Origin of the sequence: Streptomyces sp. NBC_01352, from assembly GCF_036237295.1 — a bacterium.
Classification (GTDB): Bacteria; Actinomycetota; Actinomycetes; order Streptomycetales; family Streptomycetaceae; genus Streptomyces; species Streptomyces plumbiresistens.
Window position 1 is genome coordinate 7,416,838 of the sequence record NZ_CP108354.1, and the last position, 25,789, is coordinate 7,442,626.

Below are 25,789 nucleotides of genomic sequence, written 5' to 3' on the forward strand. Positions count from 1 at the left end.
TTATGGCTGAGATGCAGAAGATCAGGACTGCTCGGCACTGTGTTTTCGTGATGCATGTTCACTTGGTCTTCGTGACCAAGTTCCGGCACAAGGTGTTCACGGACGATCACCTGAGGCGGATGGAGGAGATCATGCGGTCGGTGTGTGCGGACTTCGAGGCGAGCTGGTGGAATTCAACGGCGAGACCAGCCACGTCCACCTCTTGGTGAACTTCCCGCCCAAGGTCGCCGTCACCAAGCTCGTCAACTCCCTCAAGGGAGTCTCCTCCCGCCGTCCGCGCCAGGATTCCCCGACCTGGTACGCCACTACTAGCGCGCCAACAAGCTATGGTCCGGTTCCTACTACGCCGGAACCGTCGGCGGCGCCCCGCTCTCCATGGTTAGGCAGTTGATCGAACAGCAGAACCGGCTCGTGCGAGATCCGGGCCAGCGGCATCCCGAGCCGCAGCAGCCACGCCACCAGCCGCGCCCGCTCCAGCTGTTCGACCGCGTAGTACCGGTAACCCGTGTCGGGGTCGACCCGTGCCGGACGCAGCAGCTCCAGCTCGTCGTACAATCGCAGCGCCTTGGGCGACAGCCGGGACGCCTTCGCGAACGTGCCGATCGTCAGCCATTCCATGCGGGGGCCTCCGTTTCGCTCCGTTCCTCGCCACCGATGCTGGGGCTTCACTGAAGGGGAAGGTCAATGGGTTGCCGCGGTTGCGTGGGCGGCGGTTAGCCTGCCTGGTCGAGCCGTACGAGAATGGAGCCCGCCGTGCCCCGAGTCGCCCTCGTCACCTACGACCCCCGGCCGGAGCCCAGCAAGGACGCCGACCTGCCCGTGCTGCGGGACGCGCTGCGCGCGGCCGGGGCCGAGGCGGACGCCGTCATCTGGGACGACGCCGATGTCGACTGGGGCGCCTACGACCTCGCCGTCATCCGGTCCACCTGGGACTACAGCTGGCGGGCGGCCGAGTTTGTGGCCTGGGCGGAGCGCTGCGCCAAGGTCACGCGGCTGGCGAATCCGGCGGGCGTGGTGCGGTGGAACACCGACAAGCGGTACCTCGGGGACCTGGCGGCGGCCGGGGTGCCCGTCGTCCCCACCCGGTACCTCGCGCCGGGTGACACCGCCGACCTCCCCGACGACCACGAGTACGTCATCAAGCCCACCTCCGGCGCCGGCGCCCGCTACGCCGCGCGCTACACGCCCGAGCAGCACGAGACGGCCGTACGACACCTCAGGCGCATGCACGAGGAAGGGTTCACCGCGATGGTGCAGCCGTACATGAACGGCATAGACGCCCGTGGTGAGCGGGCGGTGCAGTTCTTCGGCGGGCGGTTGCTGCACGCCAGCCGCAAGCGGGCCGTCCTCGCTTCCGGTACGGCCTTCGACGCCGCCAAGGTCGCGCATCCCGGCCTGGAGCCCTGGACCCCGACCCCGGCCGAACTCTCCGTCGCCGAGCGCGCCCTGGCCGTCGTACCGGACGCGCACGAGGTGCTGTACGCCCGCGTCGACCTGGTGGACGGGGAGGACGGGGAGCCGCGGGTCATGGAGCTGGAGCTGGTGGAGCCGAACCTGTTCCTGTTCCTGCATCCGGACTCGATACCCACCGTCGTGGCGGCGATCCTTGCCGCGGCCCGCTGAACGGTCTCGGGGCCGGACGTACCGGGGTGACGCGGCCGTGCGGCGAGGTGCCGTGCCGGGCGGCGGCAGCCCGCGGCGAAGGCGTCACCGGAGCCGACCTGGCCCCGGTCGTGGAGGACCTGGCCTAACTTCCCCCGGTCGACCGGTCGTTGACCGCCACCCGTTGCAACAGCCCCCAGGTGAACTCGGCGGCACACTCCCACCGCCCGCCCCGCGCGTCCGGGGCGGTGAAGGCCAGCCCCCAGCGGGTCGGGGCCGTGCCCTGGAGGGGGCGGGCGGGGGCGAAGGCGCGGGCCGCCTCGTCGACCGTGCAGGACCAGGGAGTGAGGTCGTCGAGGGTCCGCAGCGCGGGTGCCTCGGCTCCCGGGGCGCGGATCAGCCACTCGTTCCAGACGCCGCCGTTCGGCGCGAGGAGCACCTCGAAACGCAGGTCGGGCCAGAGGGGGAGGGGCCAGAGGCGGGCCTCGCACTCCAGGTCGCCGACCTTGCGGGTGAGCACCGATTCCGGCTCGCCGAGGATCGAGCGGTACCGGGAGGCGGCGGACCGGGAGCGCGGGGAGCGGACCATCGCCTGCCAGCGTCGGTTGGCCTCCCTCATGTCCGTGAGGGAGACGCCGAGGCGGTGGCGGGCCTCCTCCACCAGGTCGGGGTTGTGGTCGGCCATGCGGCGCAGCAGCACCAGCTGGAAGTCGAGCGGGGTGAAGGGGCTAGCGGCGGGCTTTCCGGAGGGCATGCGAACCATCGTCCCCCACCTGCTTCTTCGGCGCTCCGCCTCCGAGCGCCTCAGTCGGTGCCGAGGGGACGAGCGTGCTCAACCCTTCGGGCCTCCGCGCGCTCGTCCCCTCGGCACCGACGCGCTCTCCGGCTCCGCGCGGCGGGACCCCGGTCGACGGCCGTCCGGGAGGAACAGCACCGAGTTCACGTAGCGGGGGCGCTTGCGGAACGGCAGGACCCGGCGCAGCAGGCCGTGTGCGACGACGTACGAGGCCACCGACTGATGGGCCTCCAGCGGGAACGCGGCCAGCGGCACCCAGTTGTCGCGGGGCAGCACCCAGCCGTCGTAGCCGAGCATGGCCAGATACGTCACCACCGGCGCGATCGGCTGGATACGGGACTCCAGCTCGACGAAGAGGGCCGGCCGGTCGCGGGCCAGCAGCCCCGTCGCCCCGCGCAGCACCGCCAGCTCGCTGCCGTCCACGTCGACCTTGATGAAGCCGACGTCCTTCAGGGCCAGTTCGTCGAGGGTGACGCAGGGCACCTCCAGCGCGCGGCCGTGGATGTCCCGGCGGACCAGCGACGACACACCCCGGTCGCCCGCGTCGTCCGGCGGCAGCCACAGGCGGGCCGTGCCCGGGCGGTCCGCGGCGGCGGCCTGGACCACCCGGACGTTCGCCGGGGCCGCCGAGGTCAGCAGCCGTGCCAGATGGGGCACCGGCTCGACGGTCACCACCCGGCTGGCCCGTTCGGACAGCCGCCGCGTCCAGGGGCCGTACCAGCCGCCGACGTCCACGGCCGTACCGCAATCGTCCGGGCACAGGTCGGCGAGCCGCGCCAGCTCCGGTTCGAACCGTGGGTACACGGCTCTGGCGGCGGCGGCGACCAGGCGGGTGGGCAGGTGCGGGGCCACTCGGGCCGCCCAGGTGCGCGCGGGGCCCGTCATGGGTTCATCCGTTTCACCAGTGCGTCGTGTTCGTCGTCCGAGACCTGTTCCCCGGAGGCCGGCAGCAGTTGCGGGATGCCGTCGACGATCGGGTAACGCCGGTGCAGACGAGGGTTGTAGAGGGCCTCGGTCCGCGCCGGACCGTCCGGTACGACGAGGTGCAGCGGACCCTTGTCCAGCGGGCACGCCAGTATCTTCAACAGTGGATCGTCGGGTTTCACGGGGGAGTCAACTCCTTGGCACCGAGGGAGGGCTGGGGCGCCCGGTCGTGCTTCGGCATGCTCAGCAGCACCGCGACGGCGAGCACGATGCCCGCGAGGCGCAGCGCGAGTCTGAGCGGGTCCTGGGGCAGCGCCTCGCCGAACGAGAGCGTGCCGAGCACCGCCGTGTACAGGCAGGTCACCGTCGTACACACGGGCACGATCAGCGAGGCCCGGCAGCGTTGCAGGGCCGCCTGTGACATGACGAGACCGAACGCGCCGGTGAACAGCAGAAGATACGGATACGGGGAGCGGAGCACGTCGACGACGGCCCCGCCCAGGCCGCTCGCCGTCAGGTAGCCCGACATGCCCTTGATGGCGAGCGAGCTGACGCCGTAGAGCAGGCCCACCGCCACGCCGTACTCGACGCCCGTGGTCGGGGCGCGGTGGCGGTGCCGGGTGCGGCGCTCGGCGGAGTTGTACAGCCAGACGCCCCCCGCCAGCGAGGGCACGCACACCAGCAGGATCAGCGGATACGGCGCCTCCTCGCTGACCGTGTCGGAGCTCTCGCTCAGCGACAGGACGACCATGAGCAGCGCGGCGAGGATCGCGCCCAGCGCGTACCGCTCGCGCCCGGTGGTCTCCTCCCCCAGCAGCCGGGCGGACAGCAGCACGAGCAGCACCAGGCCGGAGACGAAGATGCCCTGCGCGGCGGCGATCGGCAGCGTCCGGTACACGGCCAGCTGCGCGCCGAAACCGGCGGCGAGCGAGAGCGACCCCCCGATCCACAGCGGGCTGCGCAGCACGAGCCCCAGCAGCCGGGCCGGCTGCCGGATGCTGACCTCGGGCAGGGTGGCCAACGCCCTTTTCTCCAGGACGAATCCGGTGCTGTACAGGACGTTCGCCAGCAGCGCCGCGGCCACTCCCCACCACATCGCCTACGTCCTTCGGGCGTGGAGGAGGAGGATCGACGCGAGGGACGGTCTGGCACAGGCCAGCCGGTCCAGCGGCCGCAGCGGACGCGGTACGCCGTGGAAGGGAGCGCCTTCGACGCGTACGACCTCGAAGCCGGCCGCGCCGACGAACTCCCGCAGCGCGCGGGCGGTGTAGAGACGCAGGTGGCCGACGACTTCCGTGCCCGGCCGGCCGTGGATCGCCCGCAGGCTGACCTCGGAGAACACGGGCTGCACGCCGGCCAACAGCAGGGCGCGGTTGTACCAGGCGGCCAGGTTCGGGGTGGACAGCATGAGGTGGCCTCCCGGGCGCAGGACGCGGCGGATCTCGTCGAGCGCGGCGTCCGGGTCGACGAGGTGCTCGATCACCTCGCTGAACAGGACGGCGTCCGCGGAACCGGTGCCGAACGGCAGGCCCTCGCCGGTGAGTTCGCCGCGGATCGCGTACGTCAGATGGGCGCGGGCACGCTTCAGGGCGTCCTGGGACCAGTCGACGCCGACGATGCGGTGGCCCTTGAGGAGGGGGGCGGCGGTGGCCGCGGCGGTGCCGTCGCCGCAGCCGATGTCGAGGATCGTGTGGGCCTTCCCGGTGCCGAGGGCGGCTGCCAGCATGCGGGCCTGGCGCAGGGACCGGGAGGCGCCGGAGGCGACGGGTACGGCGGGATCCTCGTAGAAGTCCCGGAGTTCCTTGGGGAGTTGCGCGGTGGTGGTCATGCGCCGGCCTCCGTGGTGTGCAGGTAGTGCTCGAAGAGGTCCCGCAGATGGGCTCCGTCGCCGTGGCCGAGCAGGGATCGCGACCAGCGCAGGGCGAGGTGGAGGCGGCCCGCGGTGGAGGCGGTGGTGACGGTGAGGCCGCGGGGCATCCGGGCCGGCGCGGAGAACCACACGGCGTGCGCGCGGCCGGCCTCCTCACCGAAGTCCAGGGGATACGGGATCCGGCCGATGTTGCTCAGCAGGGTCGTCGACGTCCACGGTGCGGCGGCCCTGCGCAGCCCCCTGGTGAGCGCGGCCCGCCACGCCACGGGGGTGACCGGGGCGGTCAGGAGGGAGGCGCCGTGGCCCAGTTGGGGGCGGGGGAGGGACTTGAGGGCACGGGTACGGGTCGCCGTGCGGCGCAGGAGGTCGGGCATCGGGGGGTGGTCCAACTCCTGCGGAGCGAACGGGACTTCGACGAGGCGGGTGCCGTTGCCTATGGGCATGGAGGTGTCGCGGGGGCGGTCGTCCACGGGCATGGTGATGCGCAGCGGGCGGGGGCGGGCGCCGTGTTCCCTGTTCCAGTGGGCGATGGTGAGCGCCGTGGTGACCATGAGCTGGTCGTTCACCGTGTAGGGCGAACCCTTGGGGCGGTGAGGGAGGGGGAGCTCGGTGACGAGGAGGCCGTTGCCGGGGGATGGCTCGGGGGCGCCGGGGGCCACGCGGGCGGGTTTGGACCAGTTGGAGGGGGTGTCCGGAGGGCCCTGCGGGGGTTCGGGCGTGCGGACGGGTGGTGCGGCGGGGGCGTTGTCCTTGCCGCCGTAGAGCTCCGCGGCGGTGGCGAGGACGCGGAGGCAGGCGGGGCCGTCGAGGGCGGTGTGGTTGATGGTGAGGAACAGGACGGTGCCTTGGGGGCGACCCAGCTGCGGGCAGTCGTGCCGCTGGGGCGGCACGGGTGGGCGCAGCGGCACCCCGCCGGCGCCGGCGAGCGAACCCACCCGCGAGCCCCGACTCCCCGCACGTGCTTCACCCACTCCGTCCGTAGCCTCGCTGCCCTCCACGGGCCCCGCCCCCTCCACCACTTCCAACCGCACCGGCGGCGAAGCCGAAAGCGGTGGCGCCTCCACCAGTGCCCGCGTCCGCGCATCCCGGAGCGCGTCCCTGCCCGGTGCCGGGAAGCTGACCACCTCCACGTCCGGTTCGGAGGTCAGTTCCCATTCGTAGCGGCGTCGGTACCACCGCCCCGGCGCTTCCCGCATGAGGATGCGCGGGTGACGGTGCAGGGCCTCCGTGAAGGCCTTCCGCAGGCGTACGGGGTCCAACTGCCCGGGCAGGTGCACCTCGATGTGGACCGTCTCCGGCTCCTCCTCCTGGAGGCAGTGCCGGGCCACCTCGTCCACCACCGGGAACGGGATGCGCAGCGGAGTGCTGGTCATGCGGGCTCGCCCCTCCCCTTGGTCACTTCCACCGGCGGCAGTTGCTGCGTCGGCGCCTCGGGCGCCACGGCCGCAGGCGTCTTTGGCCGCTCCCACACGCTCACCAGTCCCGCGAACAGCCCGATCAACGCCAGTAGTTGGGCCGCGGGCCCGAACGCCCCCTCCTCCGCGCCCACCGGATTCCCGGCCCCCACGGCCGCCGCGATCCCGGCCCCCGCGAGGGCCACGAACGCGATCGGTACGAGGAGCGAATGCCGTCGGTACGCGAGGAGCGCCAGCGCCGGGACCAGCAGCGCGAACCACCCGGCGATCACCGCGCCGACCAGCGTCAGCGCCACCGCGCCGAGCCACACGCCGGGCGCGGGCGGCAGCGGCTGCGGGTCGTCCGGGTTGGGGGACCGGCGCCGCCAGAGCACGAGGCCCGCGAGCCCGACGATCGCCACCCCGCTGCCGATCAGCCCGGCGTCGTAGGTCGTCGAGGGCTCGTACGACAGCTTCACCGTGCCGCCGGCCCCCGCCGGGATCCGCCAGCCCTGCTGCCAGCCGTCCAGCCGTACCGGCGACAGTTCCTTGCCGTTCAGCGTGGCCTTCCAGCCGTCGTTGAAGTTCTCGTAGGTCGTGAAGTAGGACGCCGCGCCCGAGCCGACCGTGACCGCGCGCTGGTCGCCCAGCCAGTCCCGTATCCGCAGGTCACGGGCGACCGGCGTGGGTGCCGTGACCGTGCCGCGGGTCAGTGTCACGTCGGTCAGGGTGAGCGGTCCCGCGTCGCCGCCCTCGACCCGGTGCGAGCCCGCCGTCAGCTCCAGCTCGCTGTCGGCCCGGCCCGACTGGCAGAGCGTCACGTCCACGGGCCGGCGCTCGGTCAGGTCCCGTACCGCCCCCTTGACGCTCGTCTGGTACAGCTCCCCGTCGACCGCCAGGTCCGGTCCGGACCCGCACGGCAGCGAGAAGGTCCGTGAAGCCGCCGGCTGGGGCGTCCGGTAGCGGTCGAGGGCCGGGATGTACGCCTCGGTGAGGCCGACCGGCAGTTGCAGGTCCTCGTCGGCGACCGGGTTGTGCAGGGTCATCGGGGCCGTCTCGGTGATGGTGATGTCGAGGCGGTCCGTGGTGATCGGCGGGAAGCGGACCCAGCCGTTCTCGTCGACACCGGCGATCACCGCGCCGTCGGGAGAGCTGATGTCCACCTCGGTGGGCCGGGCGGACAGGCCGCCCGCGCCGGGCAGGACGAGCTCGCCGACCGGCTGCTTGTCGGGCCAGCGCAGATGGATCGTGGGACGGTCCCCCGCGATCCACGCCGTCGTCAGGTCGCCGTCGGTGAGGTTCCGCGCCGACAGACCCGCGCCGAGAGCGGCCGTGGAGTCGGCGGTCGCCGTGATGCGGCCGGCCTGGTCGGGCGCGATCTCGTACAGCATCCGGTCGAATTCCTCGCCGGTGACCGGGACCGCGCTCGCCTTGACGTCGTACGTCCCCGCCGTCGCCGTCGAGAAGCGGCGGTGCAGGCCCGCCTCCGTGCCGGTCGGGGAGAACCCGGCCGGGTCGGCGGTGCGGTGCAGGGAGATGACCTCGGCGGAGGCGGCCGCGGTCTCGCCCTTCGCGGCGTCGGTGGGGAGCCGGAGCAGGCGGGTGACCTGGACGTCCGGCAGGTCGATCTCGGTGAAGCCCGCGCCCGCGAGCCCGGCCCGCCGGGCCACCGAGTCGATGATCGTCAGTTTCATCCAGTTCGTCGCGCCTTCTGGCGCCTTGACGCTCTGCGTCGAGCCGTCCGGGCGGAGGAAGCTGGTCACCGACCCCTTCTCGGTCTCCACCCGCACCCGCGTCGGCGCCGACCGCACGCTCTCCTGCGGCAACGGCGTGACCTTGAACGACGACGGCATGTCGTAGTTCTCCGTGAAGCCGATCCGCAGCCACTGCCCGTTCGGCGAACCCGCCACGCCCTCCGTCCACGCCGTGTCCGGGTTGCCGTCGAAGGCGTTCACCGGGTCGAACTGCGGGAGATGGAAGAGCCAGTTGCCGTACGAGGACGCCGTGACCTCGCGGGCGCCGCGCAGTTCGGCGACCGTCTGGTGGTCCTGGCCCGTGGTCGGCAGGATCTGGTGCGGTTTGTCACCGGCGTCCTGGGCGGCGCCGGACGCGTTGCGTTCGTCGCGGGTGTACGTGTACGAGGTGTTCGCGTTGACCAGGCCGAAGCGGGTGTCCGCGCGGCGCAGCCCGTCGCCGACCACCTGGAGCGGCGGGGTGCCGAGCCCGGGATGGTTGTCGCCGGTCAGGACGGTCGCCCGGCCCCGCAGCTCGGTCGCCAGCGGCAGCAGCGCCTCCGGGCCGCCGGAGACCACCGCCGTGTCGGCGACCGGCGTCAGCCCGGCCTGCCCGGGCCGTTGCACGTCCTCGCTCGCCGGACGGTAGATCTCCACCGCCCGCTGCCTCGGATACAGGCCCTCCACCTGGAGCGGGGTGTCGGGCTGGATCTTGCCGCCGGTCATGAGCGGGCCGAGGCCCGTCACGCGCTGGTACCCGGACTGCTCCAGGGTCCGTTTCACCGTCGAGGTCGGCACGTTGCCGATCTGGTCGGGGTCGAGGTCGTTGCGGACGACGACGTAATAGACGCCCGCCCGGCTCAAGTAGTCGGCCAGGCCCGGGACTTCGCTGCCGGTCAGCAGCGCCTCCTCCACCGCGTCCATGGCGCGCCGGTTGCCGGGGGTGCCGAAGGGGACGTAGTCCCGTTGTGCCCAGCGGGACTCGGCGAGCACGTCGAGGGGCTGGTCGATGGGGGAGCCCCAGGTGTAGATGCCGTGCGCGGTCGCCGGGACGACCAGGGCACGCGAGTCGGGGGAGTACTTCTCCAGCCAGTCGGCCGTGGACTGCCAGTACTTGGGGAGCTCCTGGAAGGAACCCGGCTGGAGGATCGAGCCGTTGAGGTACGGCCACAGCAGACCGGGCAGGATCAGCACGGCCGCGATCAGCGGGGCGAAACGACGGCCCCGCACCTGACGGGCACCGCGCGGCTCGGCCGCCACGCCCACCAGATGGGCGAGGCCCAGCACCAGCGCGAGGGCCAGACCCACCTGGAACTTGTAGATGTTGCGGAAGGGCGCGAGGCCGCCGTTCAGCCAGTCCTGCACGGCCCCGTGGAAGGGGGCGCCGAACGGGCCGCCGTACCCGGCGAGCAGGACGAGTACGGCCGTCAGCGCGGTCAGCACCAGCCAGCGGCGCTCCGGCAGGTCCCGCCGGGCCAGCCCCGCGAGCCCCAGTCCGGCCGCGAACGCCGAACAGAGGATCACCACGACCGAGGACGCCACCGTCCAGCCCGCCGGCAGCCAGGCGTCCACCAGGTGCAGATAGGCGACCCAGTTGCCGGCGCCGCGCAGCGCCTCCGTCGCCGACATGGTCTCCGTCGTGGTCTGCGAACTCTCCACGTACGGAAGGAAGTTCTCGCCGTAGGCACCGAGCAGGAGGAGCGGGATCCACCACCAGGCCGTCGCGAGGATCACGCCGGGCGTCCACCAGGCGATCAGCTTGCGCTGTCTCGGGCCGGGCGGGCGGGAAAGAAGGTAGAGGCCGACCGGGAGCAGGGCTGCCAGGGTCGAGGCCGCGTTGACGCCGCCCATGAAGGGGATGATCAACGCCGAGCGCAGGGCGGCGATCCGGGCGCTGTAGCGCTCGTCAACGAGCGGGAGCAGGACCCAGGGCAGGAACGCGCCGGGCAGCGCGGCGGCCGACGTGGAGCCGACGACGATCGTGAACACCGGCCACAGCGCGTACGCCACGGCGGCGAGCAGCCGGGAGGCGCCACTGCCGATGCGCAGCCGTTCGGCCAGCCGCAGCGCACCCCAGAAGGCCACCGACACGACCAGCGACAGCCACAGCCGTTCCACCAGCCACACCGGCAGCTGCACGGCGTGGCCGAGCCAGTAGAACGGCAGCATCGGCCACACATAGCCGACGTACTGGTCCTGGATCCCGCCGAACGAGCCCTGGTCGTGCCACAACTGGCCGAGGTCGGCGAGGAAGCGGCCCGGGTCGGTGGTGACGCCGAGCTTGGTGTCGAAGGTCTGGCGGCCCGGCCGCACCGCCAGGAACAGCACGAACACCACGGCCCAGAACCCCAGCAGCCAGCGTCGCGACCTCGGGCCCTCGGGAGGGCGCGACATGATCGCGGTGGTGGGAACGGCTGCCGGGGGAGGAGCCTGGACCGTGGACGTCGTCATGGTGGACACCGCCGGAGGATGAGGAGGAGGTTCCAGGTGGCGACCTCGCGGATCCCGGGGGCTCTGACCACGGTCTCCGCGAGGAACGGCCAGTAGCGGGAGCGCGCCGAGACGATCCTGACGTCGTCACGGGCGCGCACCTGCCGCAGGGTCGGGCCGATGTGCACGGCGAACAGGTTCTCGCCGAGGGTGTGCTTGGCGGCCCTTCCGGTACGGCGCCGGTAGCGGGCGCGGGCCCGCTCGGCACCCAGGTAGTGCCAGGGCGCCCACTCATGGCCGCCCCACGGGGACAGCCAGTTGGTGAACGACACATAGATCAGCCCGTCGGGGCGGGTCACCCGCACCAACTCGCTGATGAAGGTCTGCGGGTCGGCCACGTGCTCAAGGACGTTGGACGAAAAAGTGACATCGGCGACCCCGTCGTACAGGGGCAGCAGATAGCCGTCGGCGATCACGGTCCCCTCGGGCGGCTTCTCGCCCAGCTCCCGTACGTCCGGTTCGAAGAGGTGGGCCTGGGCGCCGCGTCTGCGGAACTCCTCGGTGAAGTGGCCACTGCCACCGCCGACGTCCACGACCGTACGGCCGGCGACCGGACCGTCGTAGGCCTCCACCTGGTCGACGGCGTCCCGGGCGAGCAACGAGTAGCAGGCTTCCGGGTCCTCCTGCTCGCGCAGGAAGGCCCGGAAGAGGGCGAGGGAGCGCCCGAAAGAGGGATCCTTCGTCTTACGGGGCGGTGACGCGCCCCTATAGGGGCGCGGGGAACTGCGCGACCAGCCACGAACGGCGGACACCCGCGCGACGGCCTTCCAGCCACGGCGAGTAGGCGTCACGGCACCCATCCCCGAACCGCCTCCGCGGCCACCGCCCGGAACTGCCGCACCGTCCGGTCCCAGCGATAGCTGGCCGCGCGGTCGCGTGCCGCCTTGCCCATCAGCTCCCGGCGATGTCCCGACAGGGCCAACGTGCACCAGGCCGCCGCGAACGACGACTCGCCCTGGGCGAGGACGCCCGTCTCGCCGTCCACGACCGAGTCGCGCAGCCCCGGTACGTCGAAGGCGATCGACGGGGTCTGCCGGGCGGCGGCCTCCGTGACCACCAGGCCCCACCCCTCCACCGCGGAGGGGTGCAGCAGCAGCCAGGCCTCGCACAGCAGACGGTGTTTCTCGGCCTCGGAGACATGCCCGGTGAACTCCACGCCGGGACCGGCGAGTTGCTCCAGGCGTTCCCGCTCCGGCCCGTCGCCGACGATCAGCAGCCGGCCGCCGGTGACCGGCCGCACCCGCTCCCACAGCCTCAGCAGCAGATCGATCCGCTTGTACTCGACGAGCCGGCCCACCGCGACGAACAGCGGGTCCGGGGAACGGTCGGCCCGGGGGCCGGGCTCCTCCACACCGTTGTGCACGACCCGGATGCGGTCGCGTTCCACGCCGATCGCGCGCAGGGCGTGGGCCGTCGACGGGGAGACGGCGACCAGCAGATTCCGCTGCTGGGCACCGGACAGCGCCCAGTGCTCGAGTCTTCGGCCGATGCGCGCGGCCGGGGCCAGGGGCCCGCCGAAGCGCATCTTCCACAGGTCGGTGTGGACGTGGTTGACGAGGCACAGGGTGGGGCCGCGGTGCCAGAGGGGTGCCAGGTACGGCATGCCGTTGCAGACCTCGACCAGCAGGTCGCAGTCGCCGACCTGACGGGCGAAGGCCGAGCGGGCGCGCAGGTAGTGGCCGAACTCGCCGCCCGCCGACACGACCCGGTAGTCCCGGTAGGAGGCGGGACCGCCGCACAACAGGGTCACCTCGTGACCCAGCCGGGTCAGACCGTCGGCGAGCCGGTCGACCAGCAGCTCGGAGCCGCCGGCGGCCGGGTTGTCCAGATCGCGATGGGCAAGGAAAACGATTCGGCGCGGAGGTGGGGGGAGCGCCGAAGAGTGCTGCGACACCCGCGGGAGCGGGGGGCGCAGCGCCGGTGGTACGTGCTGGGGCATAGGTGCTCCAACTCGTGTCAGGGTGCGGAACTCAGCGTGGGGGAAGAGGGTTTTCGGTTCCTGTGGGGGATCTGAGGGCCTCTTGCGAGGCGGGTGTGGACGGACTGTGTTCGGGGTGGGGTGGACAGTTTTCGCCCAGCCGTTCGCCACGGCTACTCACGGAAGTGACAATTTCCGGCTTTGTTGGAGCTGACGTCACGTCATATCGTGAGGGGGACCCTGGACGTATCGGGTGTTTCATCGGATTCGGGATGCCTGCGCCCCCGTACCACCAAAACGCCCCCCACGACCACCAGAACGAATCCGGCCACAGCAGCACCGATCGGCAAGGTCACGCCCACCGTGCGCAGTTGCCCGCTGTCCTGCTCCGCCTGCCGCACCGCCTCCTTCTGCGTCGCGGTGGTGAAGGCGATCTTCCGGCTGTCCAGCAGGACCGCCGCGTCCCCGTCCGTGCCGGGTGCCCGCAGCGTCCGCTTCGGGCCCGTCTGCGCGTAGATCACGCGGCCGGTGGCCTGGTCGACGATCAGCTCGAAGCCGTGGTTGGAGTACCACTCCTCGGCCAGCACCTGCGGCCGGTCGGGCTGGTCGACGATGGCTCCCGGCACCAGCCGGCTGCCGACCTTCGTCGGCGGGACGTTCCCGGTGAACTTGTAACCCGTGTACCCCTGGACCTTCTCGGTACCCCGGTAGCTCAGCATGACCGTCCCGCCCAGGGTGTTGTCCCACCAGCGGTAAGAGCGCTTCTGCACGTCGAAGGGGAACTTCAGATAGGCCTCGCCCTCGATGTACGGGGTCTCCTTGCAGCAGTGCACCGGCTCGGTGGTCTTCCGGTCCATCACCCAGCGGTGCGGGACGAAGTCCAGCGCGTCGTGCGGATCGGCGGCCGGCAGCGACTTGTCCGTGTCGACCGTGGTCGTCACGTCCCACACGGCGTTGCCGCTGCGTTCGCTCTCCGCGACGTTGCCGCGCACCCGCTGGGTGACGGTGATCCGCTGGTCGGGCACGGTCTCGACGCGCTCGGTGTCGAAGACGCTGCCCGTGCCGCGGTAGACGGCGGTGGTGTCGATGTCGATGGGGTTCACGGCGGCCCGCGGTTCCACGTACCAGGCCAACAGGGGTGCCAGCACCAGCAGAAACGTGCCGAGTCCCAGCAGAATCAAAGAGAGAGGTGAGGCTGTACGGCGCATCCGGACACTCCTGAGGCGTGGGATGACGGAGTTCGGGCCGCTCCGGCCCTGTCGTCGGCTCCTGTCGTCCGCCCGGAGGGCGGGCCCCGCGGCGTCCGGTGCGTGCGACGGCAAGGTGGCGGAGGGAGTTGCCGCGGAGCGTCGGTGACCTGCGACAACGCCGCAGATGCGCGTGCCGGACGCCGCGGGGCTGACGGGAGCGTGACGACAGGGCCCTTGGGCCGGGAACCGTAAGCCCCCCTTGACGGAGTGTCAATGCTTGTCGACACTGGGCCCGACAGGCAGGGCGGAACGCCGGGGTGGGACCTCCGGATCGTGCCGGACAGAGAGGCTGACCCTGCGATGTCCAGACTGCTTGCCGCCGCACTCGCCGTGGCGCTCGGCGCCGCCCTCGCCGTGGGCGCGGCCCTCGGCGTGGTCGCGCTCCTCGAAGCGACGCCCGACCAGCCCAACACCCCTTTGATCACGTATGAGCAAGCGGGCCAGGGGAGTTGACCCGTGACGTCCCGTCCGGCAACCATCACCACTCGCTCGGCCTGGCACGACGTGCCCCGCCTCCAGGTCCGCCGGTTCGCGGCGATCGCCATGGCGGAGGCGCCCGCGCTCGCCGAGGAGATCCTGAGCGAGATCCGCCGCGAGTACCCGCATCTGCCCGAGGTCCTCGACGAGTCGGGCGAGCCGATGGCCCTGATCGGCATCCGCCGCGCCATCGAGGTCTTCGTCCAGCACCTGGAGCACTCCGACCACTCGGCGGGCCGCCCGACCGTACCGCCCGGCGTCTTCCAGGAGTTCGGCCGCGGCGAAGGCCTCGGCGGCCGCAGCCTCGACTCGCTCCAGGCGATCTACCGCATGGGCGTACGGCTGGCCTGGCGCCGTTTCGCCGAGATCGGCCAGCGCGTGGAGATCCCGCCGCCGGCGATGTACGAGCTGGTGGACGCGGGCTACGAGTACCTGGACGGACTGGTCGACCAGTCCGTACGGGGGTACGCCGAGGCGGCGGCACGCCAGGCCGGGGAGCGGCTCAGGCTCCAGCGCCGCCTGATGGAACTGCTGCTGGCCGAACACCACCGGGGCGATCCCAGCGAGGCCCTCACCGAACGCGCCGCCCGCATCGGCTGGCCGCTGCCGTCGAAGGTCGCGGTGGGCGTACTGCTGCGCCCGGCGCGGGAGGCGGTGGCACCGGCCGTGGGGCAGGGGGTGCTGCTCGACATGGAGTACGAGCAGCCCCGCATGGTCGTCCCGGAGCCGGAGGCCGCCGGACGCCATGAATTGCTGCACCGGGCCCTGACCGGATGGGCCGGGGCGATCGGCCCGCCGGTGCCCCTGGCCGACGCGGCGAAGTCGCTGCGCTGGGCCGAGGCGGCCGTACGCCTGATGGAACGCGATCTGCTCCCGGCGGGCGGCGTCCTGTACTGCACCGAGCACACCGAGGCCCTCGTCCTCCTCCAGCCCGAGGAACTCATCGACGACCTCGCCCTGCGCTGCCTCGCCCCCCTGACCCACTGCGGCCCGACCCACCGCCGACGACTCGCGGAGACGTTACTGGCGTGGCTGGAGACCCGAGGCGGGGCACCGGAGGTCGCGGCACGGCTCGGCGTCCACCCGCAGACGGTCCGGTACCGGCTCCGTCAGATCCGCGAACTGTGGGGCGCCGAGATCGACGACCCGGACCGCCGCTTCGAGCTGGAACTGGTACTGCGGGCGCAGCGGCTGCGGGGGACCCTGGGGGAGATGCGGGGGCGGGGCTGAGCAGCGCGTCCGTGCGCGATCGGGGGCGTCCGATCACCCGCGCCCATTGCCCGGGCAAACGCATGTGACTAGCCTGTGTTCGTCATGCCGATCGTCTGTTGAAATTTCGAACACAGACTTCTTAGATACAAGGGAGGGGGCCGGTCATGGGACGTCTTGTACCTGCGGTGACCCGGGCTCTCGACATTCTTGAGCTCTTCCTCGACGGGGACGGGACGCTCTCCGCCCCCGACATAGTGCGCAGGCTCCAGCTGCCGCGCACCACCGTGCACGAACTGGTCACCACGCTCGCCGCCCGGCAGTACATCGTGCAGGTACCCGGCCAGCCCGGACGCTACCGGCTCGGGGTACGGCCGTACCAGCTGGGCAGCCGGTACGCCGAGCAGCTCGACCTCGCCGCCGAGGGCCAGCAGGTGGCCCGCTCGGTCGCCGAGACCTGCGACGAGACCGTGCACGTGGCGATCCTGGAGGGCACCGACGTCATCTACATCGCCAAGGTGGACTCCACGCACGCCGTGCGCATGGTCTCCGCGGCGGGCCGGCGCCTGCCCGCCCACTGCACCTCCGTCGGCAAGATGCTGCTGGCCTCCCTCCCCGAGCACGAGCTCACCGCGCGGGTCCCGGACAACGCGGACCTCCTCGCGATGACACCCAACAGCATCACCGACCCGGACGCGCTGCGCGAGGCCCTCGCCGAGATCCGGCAGCGCGGGATCGCGGTGGAGAGCCGTGAGTCCAACCCGGACGTCTCCTGTGTGGCCGCGCCGGTCCGTGACCGCACCGGCCGGGTCGTCGCCGCGCTGTCCATCTCGGTGCCGATGATCCGCTGGAGCGACGAGCGTCGGATCGAGCTGGAGCAGCTCGCCGCGAAGGGCGCCGCCGAACTGTCCGAGCGGCTCGGCTACCGGAGCGTGGCATGACGGACGCGTACGAGGTGGCGGTCCGGGCGGAGGCGACCCTCGGCGAGGGCCCCACGTGGGACGCGGCGGGCGGCCGGCTCGTCTGGATCGACATCCTGGGCTCGCGGATCAACACGTACGACCCGGTCTCCGGCCGGCGTACGTCCCGCACCACCGAGCAGCACGTGGGCGCGGTCAAGCCGCGGGCGGGCGGCGGGTTCGTCCTCAACCTGCGCGACGGGGTGGGGCTGCTGGACGAGGACGACACCTTCCGCTGGCTGCACCACGACCCCGTCCCCGGCCGCCGCGCCAACGACGCCGCCGTCGCCCCCGACGGCTCCCTGTGGGCCGGCACCATGCGCTACGACGAGGCCGCGGGCGGCGGCGCGCTCTCCCGTGTCACCGGTGACGGCACGGCCGAGGTCGTCCTCGACGACGTGGCCGTGAGCAACGGCACGGGGTGGAGTCCCGACGGGCGGCTGATGTACTACATCGACTCGCCGACCCGCCGTGTCGACGTCTTCGACTTCGTGGACGGAAGGCGGCCGGTCGACAGGCGTCCGCTCGTGGAGATCGAGGAGGGCGCGGGCTTCCCCGACGGCCTCACGGTCGATGCCGACGGCTGTGTGTGGGTCGCGCTGTGGGACGGCGGGGCGGTACGCCGCTACACGCCGGACGGCGAGCTGGACCGCGTGATCGAACTGCCCACACCCCGCGTGACGGCCTGCGCGTTCGGCGGCGCCGACCTGACCGACCTGTACATCACGACAGCCCGGGTCGGGTTGTCCGCGCCGCATCCGGTGGCGGGGTCGCTGCTGGTGGTCCGGGGCGTGGGGAAGGGACTGCAGCAGCCTGCGTTCGAGGGCTGAGGCGTGTCGGCGCGGGGCGGGTCGCGCAGCCCGGCGCCGACGGGGTGCCGCGCCTCTTTGGGTCGGGAGCCGCCCCGGCGGTACGACTGCCCGCAGCTGGACGACTTCGGCTGTCCGCGGTCTGGTGGCATCGCTTGTCCGCAGGTCGGCGGGATTGTGGGCGCCGGGGGTGGGTCGCGCAGCCCGGCGCTGACGGGGTGCCGCCTGCGCCCACCCGTGCCGCCCTAAGCGGCACGACTGCCCGCAGCTGGACGACTTCGGCTGTCCGTCGTGTCCGGTGGCACGACTGCCCGCAGCTGGATGACTTCGGCTGTCCGTCGTGTCCGGTGGCACGGCTGCCCGCAGCTGGATGACTTCGGCTGTCCGTCGTGTCCGGTGGCACGGCTGCCCGCAGCTGGATGACTTCGGCTGTCCGTCGTGTCCGGTGGCACGACTGCCCGCAGCTGGACGACTTCGGCTGTCCGTCGTGTCCGGTGGCACGACTGCCCGCAGCTGGACGACTTCGGCGGTTTGCCGTGTCCGGTGGCATGGCTGTTCGCAGCTTGGCGGCTTTGGCTGTTTGCCGCCTCGGCGGCTCGATTGTTCGCGGGCCGCCGGGCGGGTCACTCCAGCTCTGCTGCCTTTCGCTCCTCTGCGGTCAGTGGTGGGCCGTCCAGGGGTGGCTTGAGTGGGCCCAGGGTCGCTGCCAGCAGGACCGGCGGGGTCAGCAGGACCGCCGCGCCCCGTTCCAGGGACGTCACGTCGGTCACTCGGCGGGCGATGCGGCCGTTGCCCGTGGCCGTGTGCATGAGGCGGCCGACGTAGGCGGCCAGGAGGCGGTCCCTGAGAGTGGGGCCGGTTTCCGTGGCGCCGGGGTAGAAGACGTCCTGGCCTATGGCGAGGTCCCAGGCCGCGGCGGCGGGGCGGGCCACCGCCTTCTGGATACGGCGGGACAGGCCCGGCGCGCCCCAGCCCCGACGCCGGATCACGTTGCGCAGCAGCAGGGCGCTTTGGGCGCCGACCGCGAGGCCGTGGCCGTAGAGCGGGTTGAACGCGGCGAGGGCGTCGCCGAGGACGGTGAAGTTCTCGGGCCAGGCCCGCATCCGCTCATAGAAGTAACGGCGGTTGAGGGTCGTGCGGCTGACGGACACGTCGGTCAACGGCTCGGCCCGCTCCAGCAGTTCGCCGATGACCGGGTGCCGCAGCTCCTCGCGGGCGAACCGCACGAAGTCGTCGTTCGCGGCGGAGGGTTCGCCGCCGCGGGTGCCGTTCAGGGTGACGATCCAGCGGCCGTCCTCGATGGGCAGCAGGAAGCCCGCCCGGGCCGGTCCCTCGTCCCGCGGGTCGGGCTGCACGTTGACGACCGGATAGCCGTCCCGGGCCTGCTCGGGGGCGAGGTAGAGACGGCTGGCGTACACCAGCCCCGAGTCGACCTCGCGCCGCTCCGCCTCGGGCAGTCCGAGGGCCGTCAGCCACCGGGAGGCCCCGGAGCCGCGCCCCGTGGCGTCGACCACCAGGCCCGCCTCGATGACCCGCTCGCCCTCGTCGCGCACCCGTACCCGCACCCCGGTGACCGCGTCCGCCGTACCTTCGAGCCCCAGCACCTCGGCCCCGTCGAGCAGTTCGATCCGCTCGTCGGCGAGGACCTGCGCACGGATCGTCGCGTCCAGCAGGTCCCGGCCGGCCAGGATCACGTGGTGGGACTCGGGCCAGCGCCGGAACCAGCCCCGCGGACCCATGATGACCATGTCCGTGGTGACCGGCGCCCGGCGCGCTCCGGCGTCCCGCAGCACGTCGGTGACGCCCGGCAGCAGTTCCTCCACGGCGTGTACGCCGCCCGACCACAGCATGTGGGCGTGCCGCGCCTGCGGCAGGCCCTTGCGGGGCTCGGGGCCCTCGGGCAGTACGTCGCGTTCGACGACGACGACCCGGTCGGCGGACTCCGCCAGTGCGCGCGCCGCGAGCATGCCCGTGTGGGATCCCCCCAGGACGACGGCGGTTCTGAGGGGGGCGGGTGGTTCAGTCATGCGCGGACACGCTCTCTGCCGGGGCGGCGGCGCGGGCGCGCACCGCCTTGATGTCGTCGGGGCGGCGAAGGGCTTCGGAGACGGCCTGGATCTCCCGCAGCAGATAGGTGGTGTCCGGTTCCGGGGACCGCTCTTCGGAGGTGGCCTCCGAGGCTCCCGCCGAGGACCGCTGTGGTCCGGCGGCGGCGTCCAGGATCGTTACGGCGGCGGCCAGGGCCTGCGCCCGGCCGCGCTCGAAGCCGAGGGCGACGGCGGCCGCGTAGGACCGTACGCGCAGGTTCTCGTCGAGGTGCCGGGACAGGTGGAGCAGTCCGTCGCGGATGAACGTCTCGCGGCGGATCAGGCGCAGTTCGGCGGTGGCGCGCAGGGTGAACGGCTCGCGGCCGCCCGCCGCGGTCCGCATCAGCAGGTAGAGGGGCCGCAGGCGCCGGTGGCGGAGCCGGACGCGCCAGCGTTCCTGCAAATACTGGCCGGCGTGCGGGACGATGAAGCCGATCGCGACCAGCGTGGCGGCGACACCGGCGGCCAGCGGCGCCAGGTCGGTGGACAGCCAGTCCAGGTCGTGGCCGGTCCAGCGGGCGATGATGGCGGTGAGCTTGAACACGGCGAAGAACAGGTTCGTCGTGAAGCCGATACCGAGGAGCCGGAGTCCCCAGCGCAGCCAGGCGTCGAGGCCGTCGGTGCGGATCCAGTTCCACACCAGCCGGGCGGTGACCGTGGAGGCCACCGTGTGCGCGGTCAGGTAGAGCAGGATCTCCTCGCGCATGAACGGCGTGTTGGCGTAGTAGGTGTCCAGGTCCCGCAGCCGCTCCACGGGGGCGTCCGCGAACGCGAAGAGCACCCACAGGGCGACGATCACCCCCGCGTAGACGGCGACGACCCACCGGGTGGCGCGGCGCGTGCGGTCCGTGCGGTCGGTGAGGCCGTTGCGCCAGGCGATGATCAGCAGCAGCCAGGACGCGCAGAGCGTGGTGAGCAGCGAGTACACCCAGGGCGAGGAGATGTTCGGGACACCGGTGACCCGGTTGGTCCAGGCGATGGTGCCGGGGGCCGCGAAGACGAACACCGCGCAGGCGAAGAGCAGCAGGCCGCCGACGGCGCGCAGCAGCGGGTCCCGCCACATCTTGACGATGCTGGGCAGCTTGATCGCCAGCGCGGCGGTCAGGACCGCGGTCGGGACCCAGAAGGTGAGGTTCAGCTCGCCGAGGGACGTGTCCAGGGCCAGGGCCGCCGGACCCGCCACCAGGTGCAGCGCGCTGCCCACTGGTGCGAAGGCGGTGCTCACCGCGCCGTACCTCCGTGTCCGCGGTAGCCCAGGGACCGCTGCACCGGGTCGGGGCGGGTGTCCCGGCCCGAGGAGAGCAGGGGCCGGAAGGCGGCGGCCAGGCGGTGGCCGAAGTCGTCGGCCTCGGCCTCGTCGCGCTCGCGGGAGCCGTCGCGGGCGGCCACGGTCAGCGCCACGTCCTTCCAGCCGGGCTGGTCGGCCAGGGCGTGCGCCGCCGCCGTACCGGCCACGTGGTGGTGGGTGTGCGCGGCGTGCAGGTGCCACAACTCGTGGCCGAGGATGACCAGTTGCTGCACGGCCTCGGCCCGCTCCTCGACGATGACGAGGTCGAAGTCGTGGAACTCCACCCACAGGCCGGTGACTTCGAGCTCGTCGGGGAACCGTTCGAAGCGCAGCTCGAGGGGTCGTCCGCCGCGGCGGACGCTCATCTCCTCGCACAGCGCCGCGCACAACTCGCGGACGTCGGCCGGGGGACGGGGTCTGGCGCGCAGGGCGGTGGCGAGGTCGGCCGCCAGGCCCCGCATCGTGGCGCCGCGCCGCGGGATCCGCAGCGCCGCGGCGATCCGGGACGCAGTCCTCCGCGCGCCCGCGATGTCCATCGTTCCCCCTTCTCACCGCCGTTCGGCGGCTCGTCCGAGATTACGCGCCCACAACTGTCCGCGTCATGCGATCCCGCGACCGTTGTTCAATCAGGAACGATCACTTTTCGAAAGCCTTGCCGACTCTTTTCGGCCGGGTTTTCGGTGCCACCCTGCTGCCCGCCCCATTGACGCGCAAGCGCTTCGAACCTACGGTCCCGTTCGAAGTTACGAGCGTGATCCGGAATATCGAACAGTTAGGGCAGGGAATGGGACAACCTGGCCTGAACCGCAGGCAACTCCTGGCCGCGGCGGGCGGTCTCACGGTCGCGGGCAGCTTCGGCTTCGCCGCACTCGGGACCGGCGCCGACGCCCTCGCCAGCGGCTCACAGACCCGCGTGCGGTACTGGAACCTCTTCAGCGGGGGCGACGGCTACAACATGATCGCGATGCTGGACGCCTTCCGTAAGGAGAATCCCGGCATCGACGTGAAGGACTCCACCCTCCAGTGGGGCAGCCCCTTCTACACCAAACTGGCCATGGCGGCGGCCGGCAACCGCGCGCCGGACCTGGGCGTCATGCACCTGGGCCGGGTCACCGGCTTCTCGCCCGGCCGCCTCCTGGACCCCTGGGACGTCGACCTGCTCGCCAAGTACGGCGTGCGGGAAGCGGACTTCAACCCGGCGCTGTGGAAGCGCGCGGTCATCGACGGCGAGCTCTACGCCCTCCCGCTCGACATCCACGTCCAGCTCTGCTTCTACCGCAAGGACGTGCTGAAGAAGGCGGGCCTGCTCGGCGACGACGGCCGAATGGTCCCGGTCACCTCGGCCGACGAGTGGTTCGACGTGCTCAAGGAGGCCAAGAAAGCCACCAGGAAAGGGCTGCAGACCCTCGGGCTGCACGCCAACGACCAGAACTTCATGTGGTGGTTCTTCGTCGCGTTCTACACCCAGCTCGGCGGCACCTACTTCAACGACGCCGACACCGAGGTCACCTTCGACACCGACAAGGCCACCGAGGTCCTGGAATTCCTGCGCCGGCACGTCACCGACGGCTACTCCACCGCGGGCGCCGCCGACGGCGAACAGTTCATCAACGGCGCGCCCTTCACCTGGGAGGGCAACTGGTCGGTGCCCGTCTTCTCCGGCGCGAAGCTCGACTACGGCGCCACCCCGCTGCCACCCGTCTTCGGCAAGCAGGCCACCCACGCCGAGTCGCACTCCTTCGTCCTGCCGCACCAGTCCGAGCGCGGCGGCGCCACGAACGAGGCCGCCCACCAGCTCGCCGCCTACGTCGTCCAGCACGCCCAGCAGTGGGCGGCCGGCGGTCACATCCCCGCCTACACGCCGACGTTGTCCACGGCCGCGTACAAGAAGCTGAGCCCGCAGAACGAGTACGCCTCGGCGATGGACCACCAGGCCACCGAGCCGAAGGTGTGGTTCGCGGGCTCCACCGGCATCCTCGCCCAGCGCGTCGGCCCGATCGTCGTCTCCTCGACGATGGGCTCCGCCAAGCCGGAGACCGCCGCCCGCCGGATGAAGAGCACGCTCACCGAACTGCTCGCCATGAAGAACCCCATGGACGGCAAGACCGCCGCGCAGGGAGGTGCGGTCGCATGACGACCAGCGCACAGACCGTCCTCGCCCCGGCCCGCGCGAGGACCGCCGCGGCCGGCGCCACCGTCCGCCGCAAGCAGGGCTTCCAGCACGGCGGCTGGTTCGTCGCCCCGTTCCTCGCCCTGTTCGTGCTCTTCGTGATCTGGCCGCTGCTGCGCGGCGTCTACCTCAGCCTCACGGACGCCAACATCTCCGGCGACAGCGCGAACTTCGTCGGCCTCGACAACTACCGCGAGGCCCTGAACGACCCCCTGATGTGGGACGCGCTCGGCCACAGCGCCTACTTCACGCTCCTGGTCGTGCCCTGCATCACCGTCCTCGCCTTCCTCCTCGCGATGCTGGCCCACCACATCGAGCACGCCAAGTGGCTGTGGCGGCTGTGCTTCTTCGCGCCGTTCCTGCTGCCCTCGACCGTCGCGGGCAACCTCTGGCAGTGGCTGTTCAACCCGGGCACGGGCATGGTCAACCACGTCTTCGGCATCGAGACGCCCTGGCTGACCGACAAGTCGTACGCCATGCTCGCCGTCGTCATCACGACCCTGTGGTGGACCGTCGGCTTCAGCTTCCTGCTCTACCTCGCCGCCCTCCAGGGCATCCCCGCGCACCTCTACGAGGCCGCCAAGCTGGACGGCGCGAACGCCTGGCACCGCATGGTCCACATCACGCTGCCCATGCTGCGCAACATCACCGGCCTCGTCGTCGCCCTGCAGATCCTCGCCTCGCTCCAGGTCTTCGACCAGGCCGTCGTGATGATGGACTTCACCCCCGGCCCCGAGGAATCGACCCGCACCTTCGTGCAGTACACCCTCGAACAGGGCTTCACCAGCTACCGCGTGGGCTACGCCTCCGCGATCTCCATCATCTTCTTCGTGCTCATCGCGGCCGTCGCCCTCGCCCGGATGTGGCTGCTGCGCAACCGTGAGGAGGGCGGCCGATGACCACCGCCGCACCGATACGCGTCAAGCCCCGCAAGGTCTGGACGCCCAGCCAGATCCTGCTCACCCTCCTCGGCGCCGCCGTCTCCGCCGTGTTCCTCGCGCCGCTCGTCTGGGCCCTGTTCACGTCCCTCAAGTCCGAGACCGAGGCCGTCGAGGTGCCGCCGCACTGGCTGCCGAAGGTGTGGACCGCCCAGGCCTGGAAGGCCATCTTCGAGACCGGCAACATCACCAACTGGTTCGTGAACTCGCTGGTCGTCTCGGTGTGCGTGACGGCCGTCGTGCTGCTCGTGAGCGCGCTCGCCGGATACGGCTTCGCCCGCACCGAGTTCCGCGGCAAGGGCGCCCTGATGGGCCTCGTGATGACCGGCCTGATGGTCTCGCCCGCGGTCCTCGGCGTCCCCCTCTTCACGACCGTCCAGCAGATGGGGATGGTCGACACCTACTGGGGCATGATCCTGCCGCAGTGCGCGCCCGCCGCGATGGTCTACATCCTCTACAAGTTCTTCCAGGGCATCCCCCGCGAGCTGGAGGAGGCCGCGTTCATCGACGGCGCCGGCCGCTGGCGCGTGTTCTTCACCATCGTCCTGCCCCTGTCCCGCCCCTCCCTCGCGGCGGTCGGCATCTTCACCTTCATCGCCTCCTGGAACAACTTCCTGTGGCCGTACATGGTGACCAACAACCCCGACCTGATGACCATGCCGAACGGCATCGCGACCGTCATGAACTCCTACGGCATCCAGTGGGCCCAGCTCATGGCCGGGGGCCTCATGGCGGGCCTGCCGCTGATCATCGTCTTCGTCTTCTTCCAGCGCCAGATCGTGGCGGGTGTCGCGCACACCGGCCTCGCGGGCCAGTAACTCCCCCGAAGGAGCTGCGCAGTTGAAGCGCCTCAGACTCGCCGCGGTCGTCGCCGCGGCCCTCCTCGCCCTGCTGCCCACCACGGCCACGGCGGACGTCAGCTACCCCGACCCCCAGCCGATCACCGGCCAGCAGATCATCCACGACCCCACCGTCATCCGCCTCAAGTCCGGTGACTACGTGGCCTATTCGACCGGCGGAGTGATCGGCGCCCGCACGTCGAAGGACCGCGTCCACTGGGACGACGCGGGCAACGCCTTCGCCGAGCCGCCGAGCTGGTGGTACGAGTACAACGACACCGGCGACCCGTGGGCCCCCGACATCTCCTACCGCGCCGGCACGTACTGGCTCTACTACGCCGTCTCCTCCTGGGGCACCAACCACTCCGCGATCGGCGTGGCCACCTCCCCGACCGGCCTCCCCGGCACCTGGACCGACCGCGGCAAGGTCTTCACCTCCGAACGAACCGACACCTGGAACGCCATCGACCCCGCCCTCATCAGGGCGGACGGACGGTTGTGGATGTCCTTCGGCTCGTACTGGACGGGCATCCGGATGGTGGAGCTGGACGAGCGGACGGGCAAGGCGGTGCCGGGAGCGACGGTGCATCACCTGGCGACGAGGCCGGACGCGCCGTACGCGGTGGAGGGCCCGTACATCGTGAAGCACGGCCGCCACTACTACCTCTTCGCTTCCTACGACGCCTGTTGCTCCGGCGTGAACTCGACGTACAAGATCAAGGTCGGCAGATCAGCGACGATCACAGGCCCGTATACCGACAGCACGGGCAAGCCCATGCTGGAGGGCGGCGGCGACCTGCTGCTGGCCGGCCACGGTAGGTACGTGGGCACAGGAGGCCAGTCGGTCTTCCGCGACCGAGGCCAGGACTGGCTGGCGTACCACTACTACGACGCAGAGGACCAGGGCACGCCAAAGCTAGGGCTGAATAGGCTGAGCTGGGAAAAAAGCGGCTGGCCAAACGTCCGTTAGGGGCGCGGGGCTGTGCTCGATATGCGGCTACCGCCGCGCGGGCGCGACCAGCCACATCGCACCCGC

Annotated in this window: 22 protein-coding genes and 2 pseudogenes; 10 read left to right on the plus strand and 14 right to left on the minus strand. The window is 71.6% G+C overall.

Translation table 11 applies throughout. From position 1 onward, the window contains the following. Nucleotides 1-2: 2 nt before the first annotated feature. A pseudogene (gene tnpA, locus OG252_RS34400) lies at nucleotides 3-402 on the plus strand (IS200/IS605 family transposase); the annotation flags it as partial. Between the two features lie 15 nt (nucleotides 403-417). Here tnpA and OG252_RS34405 read toward each other — a convergent pair. After that, nucleotides 418-618: pseudogene (locus tag OG252_RS34405) on the minus strand (MerR family transcriptional regulator); the annotation flags it as partial. Between the two features lie 135 nt (nucleotides 619-753). On the opposite strand from OG252_RS34405, the gene OG252_RS34410 reads away from it, so the two are divergent. Then, entirely contained in the window at nucleotides 754-1,623 is an 870-nt protein-coding gene (locus OG252_RS34410; protein ID WP_329341046.1) for an ATP-grasp domain-containing protein, read from the plus strand. Between the two features lie 124 nt (nucleotides 1,624-1,747). Here the strand turns inward: OG252_RS34410 and OG252_RS34415 are convergent, their stop codons facing one another. The 10 genes from OG252_RS34415 to OG252_RS34460 form a co-directional block, all read right to left on the minus strand. Beyond that, entirely contained in the window at nucleotides 1,748-2,365 is a 618-nt protein-coding gene (locus OG252_RS34415) for a hypothetical protein (protein WP_266439955.1), read from the minus strand. 69 nt (nucleotides 2,366-2,434) lie between these two features. Continuing rightward, nucleotides 2,435-3,283, minus strand: coding sequence for an FkbM family methyltransferase (locus tag OG252_RS34420; protein WP_329341048.1), 849 nt, complete (start codon nucleotides 3,281-3,283; stop codon nucleotides 2,435-2,437). Further along, nucleotides 3,280-3,504 carry a Trm112 family protein gene (locus OG252_RS34425; RefSeq protein WP_266439957.1) on the minus strand — a complete coding sequence of 75 codons (225 nt, stop codon included), beginning with the start codon at nucleotides 3,502-3,504 and terminating at the stop codon, nucleotides 3,280-3,282. The genes OG252_RS34420 and OG252_RS34425 overlap by 4 nt, the downstream gene beginning before the upstream one ends. After that, nucleotides 3,501-4,406 (minus strand): hypothetical protein, encoded by a 906-nt coding sequence (locus OG252_RS34430; protein ID WP_266448561.1) that lies wholly within the window; start codon nucleotides 4,404-4,406, stop codon nucleotides 3,501-3,503. The genes OG252_RS34425 and OG252_RS34430 overlap by 4 nt, the downstream gene beginning before the upstream one ends. Before the next feature lie 15 nt (nucleotides 4,407-4,421). Further along, the gene (locus OG252_RS34435) at nucleotides 4,422-5,150 is read right to left on the minus strand and encodes a class I SAM-dependent methyltransferase (protein WP_266439960.1); all 729 of its coding nucleotides are present in this window, start codon (nucleotides 5,148-5,150) and stop codon (nucleotides 4,422-4,424) included. Further along, complete coding sequence (locus OG252_RS34440; RefSeq protein ID WP_329341052.1) at nucleotides 5,147-6,565, minus strand: condensation protein; 1,419 nt, start codon at nucleotides 6,563-6,565, stop codon at nucleotides 5,147-5,149. The genes OG252_RS34435 and OG252_RS34440 overlap by 4 nt, the downstream gene beginning before the upstream one ends. Then, the gene (locus OG252_RS34445; protein WP_329345247.1) at nucleotides 6,562-10,770 is read right to left on the minus strand and encodes a DUF3367 domain-containing protein; all 4,209 of its coding nucleotides are present in this window, start codon (nucleotides 10,768-10,770) and stop codon (nucleotides 6,562-6,564) included. The genes OG252_RS34440 and OG252_RS34445 overlap by 4 nt, the downstream gene beginning before the upstream one ends. Next, nucleotides 10,767-11,561, minus strand: coding sequence for a class I SAM-dependent methyltransferase (locus OG252_RS34450; protein WP_266448563.1), 795 nt, complete (start codon nucleotides 11,559-11,561; stop codon nucleotides 10,767-10,769). Before OG252_RS34450 ends, OG252_RS34445 begins: the two co-directional genes overlap by 4 nt. A 35-nt stretch (nucleotides 11,562-11,596) precedes the next feature. Further along, nucleotides 11,597-12,748: a glycosyltransferase family 4 protein gene (locus tag OG252_RS34455; RefSeq protein WP_266439964.1), complete on the minus strand. Its 1,152-nt coding sequence runs from the start codon at nucleotides 12,746-12,748 to the stop codon at nucleotides 11,597-11,599. A 200-nt stretch (nucleotides 12,749-12,948) separates the two neighbouring features. Beyond that, nucleotides 12,949-13,935 carry a DUF3068 domain-containing protein gene (locus tag OG252_RS34460; protein WP_329341054.1) on the minus strand — a complete coding sequence of 329 codons (987 nt, stop codon included), beginning with the start codon at nucleotides 13,933-13,935 and terminating at the stop codon, nucleotides 12,949-12,951. Between the two features lie 342 nt (nucleotides 13,936-14,277). Between OG252_RS34460 and OG252_RS34465 the strand changes: the two genes are divergently transcribed. The 4 genes from OG252_RS34465 (at nucleotide 14,278) to OG252_RS34480 (ending at nucleotide 17,452) form a co-directional block, all read left to right on the plus strand. Further along, entirely contained in the window at nucleotides 14,278-14,430 is a 153-nt protein-coding gene (locus tag OG252_RS34465; protein WP_266439968.1) for a hypothetical protein, read from the plus strand. Between the two features lie 3 nt (nucleotides 14,431-14,433). Next, nucleotides 14,434-15,684: a helix-turn-helix domain-containing protein gene (locus OG252_RS34470; RefSeq protein ID WP_266439970.1), complete on the plus strand. Its 1,251-nt coding sequence runs from the start codon at nucleotides 14,434-14,436 to the stop codon at nucleotides 15,682-15,684. A 146-nt stretch (nucleotides 15,685-15,830) separates the two neighbouring features. Beyond that, nucleotides 15,831-16,604 (plus strand): IclR family transcriptional regulator, encoded by a 774-nt coding sequence (locus OG252_RS34475; RefSeq protein ID WP_266439972.1) that lies wholly within the window; start codon nucleotides 15,831-15,833, stop codon nucleotides 16,602-16,604. Further along, on the plus strand, nucleotides 16,601-17,452 hold the full coding sequence (locus OG252_RS34480; RefSeq protein ID WP_266439974.1) for an SMP-30/gluconolactonase/LRE family protein: 852 nt from the start codon (nucleotides 16,601-16,603) through the stop codon (nucleotides 17,450-17,452). The genes OG252_RS34475 and OG252_RS34480 overlap by 4 nt, the downstream gene beginning before the upstream one ends. 602 nt (nucleotides 17,453-18,054) lie before the next feature. Here the strand turns inward: OG252_RS34480 and OG252_RS34485 are convergent. From OG252_RS34485 to OG252_RS34495, 3 genes are read right to left on the minus strand one after another with little or no spacing between them, the layout of a single operon-like run. Beyond that, nucleotides 18,055-19,458 (minus strand): NAD(P)/FAD-dependent oxidoreductase, encoded by a 1,404-nt coding sequence (locus tag OG252_RS34485; protein WP_266439975.1) that lies wholly within the window; start codon nucleotides 19,456-19,458, stop codon nucleotides 18,055-18,057. Beyond that, nucleotides 19,451-20,701: an MAB_1171c family putative transporter gene (locus OG252_RS34490; RefSeq protein WP_329345249.1), complete on the minus strand. Its 1,251-nt coding sequence runs from the start codon at nucleotides 20,699-20,701 to the stop codon at nucleotides 19,451-19,453. The genes OG252_RS34485 and OG252_RS34490 overlap by 8 nt, the downstream gene beginning before the upstream one ends. A gap of 38 nt (nucleotides 20,702-20,739) precedes the next feature. Then, complete coding sequence (locus OG252_RS34495; RefSeq protein WP_266439977.1) at nucleotides 20,740-21,342, minus strand: toxin-antitoxin system, toxin component family protein; 603 nt, start codon at nucleotides 21,340-21,342, stop codon at nucleotides 20,740-20,742. A 248-nt stretch (nucleotides 21,343-21,590) separates the two neighbouring features. Between OG252_RS34495 and OG252_RS34500 the strand changes: the two genes are divergently transcribed. From OG252_RS34500 to OG252_RS34515, 4 genes are read left to right on the plus strand one after another with little or no spacing between them, the layout of a single operon-like run. Further along, on the plus strand, nucleotides 21,591-22,940 hold the full coding sequence (locus tag OG252_RS34500; RefSeq protein WP_329341058.1) for an extracellular solute-binding protein: 1,350 nt from the start codon (nucleotides 21,591-21,593) through the stop codon (nucleotides 22,938-22,940). Continuing rightward, entirely contained in the window at nucleotides 22,937-23,875 is a 939-nt protein-coding gene (locus OG252_RS34505) for a carbohydrate ABC transporter permease (protein WP_329341060.1), read from the plus strand. Before OG252_RS34500 ends, OG252_RS34505 begins: the two co-directional genes overlap by 4 nt. Beyond that, a complete protein-coding gene (locus OG252_RS34510; RefSeq protein ID WP_266439983.1) occupies nucleotides 23,872-24,732 on the plus strand; it encodes a carbohydrate ABC transporter permease in 861 nt (286 codons plus the stop codon). The genes OG252_RS34505 and OG252_RS34510 overlap by 4 nt, the downstream gene beginning before the upstream one ends. A gap of 22 nt (nucleotides 24,733-24,754) precedes the next feature. After that, complete coding sequence (locus tag OG252_RS34515) at nucleotides 24,755-25,723, plus strand: arabinan endo-1,5-alpha-L-arabinosidase (protein ID WP_329341062.1); 969 nt, start codon at nucleotides 24,755-24,757, stop codon at nucleotides 25,721-25,723. Nucleotides 25,724-25,789: the final 66 nt, after the last annotated feature.

What these genes read in the sequence shown, in the direction of transcription:
- OG252_RS34505 (WP_329341060.1), top strand. Translation starts at nt 22,937, where the DNA reads ATGACGACCAGCGCACAGACCGTCCTCGCCCCGGCCCGCGCGAGGACC.
- OG252_RS34440 (WP_329341052.1), bottom strand. Translation starts at nt 6,565, where the DNA reads ATGACCAGCACTCCGCTGCGCATCCCGTTCCCGGTGGTGGACGAGGTG.
- OG252_RS34495 (WP_266439977.1), bottom strand. Translation starts at nt 21,342, where the DNA reads ATGGACATCGCGGGCGCGCGGAGGACTGCGTCCCGGATCGCCGCGGCG.
- OG252_RS34420 (WP_329341048.1), bottom strand. Translation starts at nt 3,283, where the DNA reads ATGACGGGCCCCGCGCGCACCTGGGCGGCCCGAGTGGCCCCGCACCTG.
- OG252_RS34485 (WP_266439975.1), bottom strand. Translation starts at nt 19,458, where the DNA reads ATGACTGAACCACCCGCCCCCCTCAGAACCGCCGTCGTCCTGGGGGGA.
- OG252_RS34455 (WP_266439964.1), bottom strand. Translation starts at nt 12,748, where the DNA reads ATGCCCCAGCACGTACCACCGGCGCTGCGCCCCCCGCTCCCGCGGGTG.
- OG252_RS34460 (WP_329341054.1), bottom strand. Translation starts at nt 13,935, where the DNA reads ATGCGCCGTACAGCCTCACCTCTCTCTTTGATTCTGCTGGGACTCGGC.
- OG252_RS34480 (WP_266439974.1), top strand. Translation starts at nt 16,601, where the DNA reads ATGACGGACGCGTACGAGGTGGCGGTCCGGGCGGAGGCGACCCTCGGC.
- OG252_RS34415 (WP_266439955.1), bottom strand. Translation starts at nt 2,365, where the DNA reads ATGGTTCGCATGCCCTCCGGAAAGCCCGCCGCTAGCCCCTTCACCCCG.
- OG252_RS34510 (WP_266439983.1), top strand. Translation starts at nt 23,872, where the DNA reads ATGACCACCGCCGCACCGATACGCGTCAAGCCCCGCAAGGTCTGGACG.
- OG252_RS34475 (WP_266439972.1), top strand. Translation starts at nt 15,831, where the DNA reads ATGGGACGTCTTGTACCTGCGGTGACCCGGGCTCTCGACATTCTTGAG.
- OG252_RS34435 (WP_266439960.1), bottom strand. Translation starts at nt 5,150, where the DNA reads ATGACCACCACCGCGCAACTCCCCAAGGAACTCCGGGACTTCTACGAG.
- OG252_RS34500 (WP_329341058.1), top strand. Translation starts at nt 21,591, where the DNA reads ATGGGACAACCTGGCCTGAACCGCAGGCAACTCCTGGCCGCGGCGGGC.
- OG252_RS34445 (WP_329345247.1), bottom strand. Translation starts at nt 10,770, where the DNA reads ATGACGACGTCCACGGTCCAGGCTCCTCCCCCGGCAGCCGTTCCCACC.
- OG252_RS34465 (WP_266439968.1), top strand. Translation starts at nt 14,278, where the DNA reads ATGTCCAGACTGCTTGCCGCCGCACTCGCCGTGGCGCTCGGCGCCGCC.